This is a genomic window from Gilliamella sp. Occ4-3 (assembly GCF_001690675.1).
Taxonomy (GTDB): domain Bacteria; phylum Pseudomonadota; class Gammaproteobacteria; order Enterobacterales; family Orbaceae; genus Gilliamella; species Gilliamella bombi.
The window spans coordinates 1-366 of record NZ_LZHR01000123.1; the positions used below are offsets into that span (position 1 = coordinate 1).

The 366-nt window shown below is 25.4% G+C and carries 1 protein-coding gene; it reads left to right on the forward strand.

From position 1 onward, the window contains the following. Nucleotides 1-180: 180 nt before the first annotated feature. Nucleotides 181-366, forward strand: a 186-nt coding sequence (locus A9G44_RS13750; RefSeq protein ID WP_065611526.1) for an immunity protein TriTu family protein, incomplete at its 3' end; no start/stop codon positions are given.

A 366-nucleotide genomic window follows, 5' to 3' on the forward strand; every position in this document is an offset into this window, starting at 1 on the left:
ATGTTGGATTTGATATTTTTAAAAAATTTATAACTCCTTCAAATGAAAGATGGGCAAAAAAGTAGGATTAAATTGTTTAGAAGGCTTAGCGTAAAGTAAAGGATTTCTTGTGCCTGAAATGCCTAAAGCAAGTAACATTCGTGTTAAGATAGAAAAAATTAATGTAAAAATACAATCAAAATGTTAAATAAATTTAAATTTTGGATATCTAAAAATACTAACTACTCTTCTGATTATCATCAAAATGATTTATCAGAAAGTATCGTTATCGATTTTGAAAATGATATTTATATTGCCCGATTTACTGTTTGGGATGATTTAAGTTGTATGTCCGAAATAGTAGATTTAAATACTGATCAATTTAAA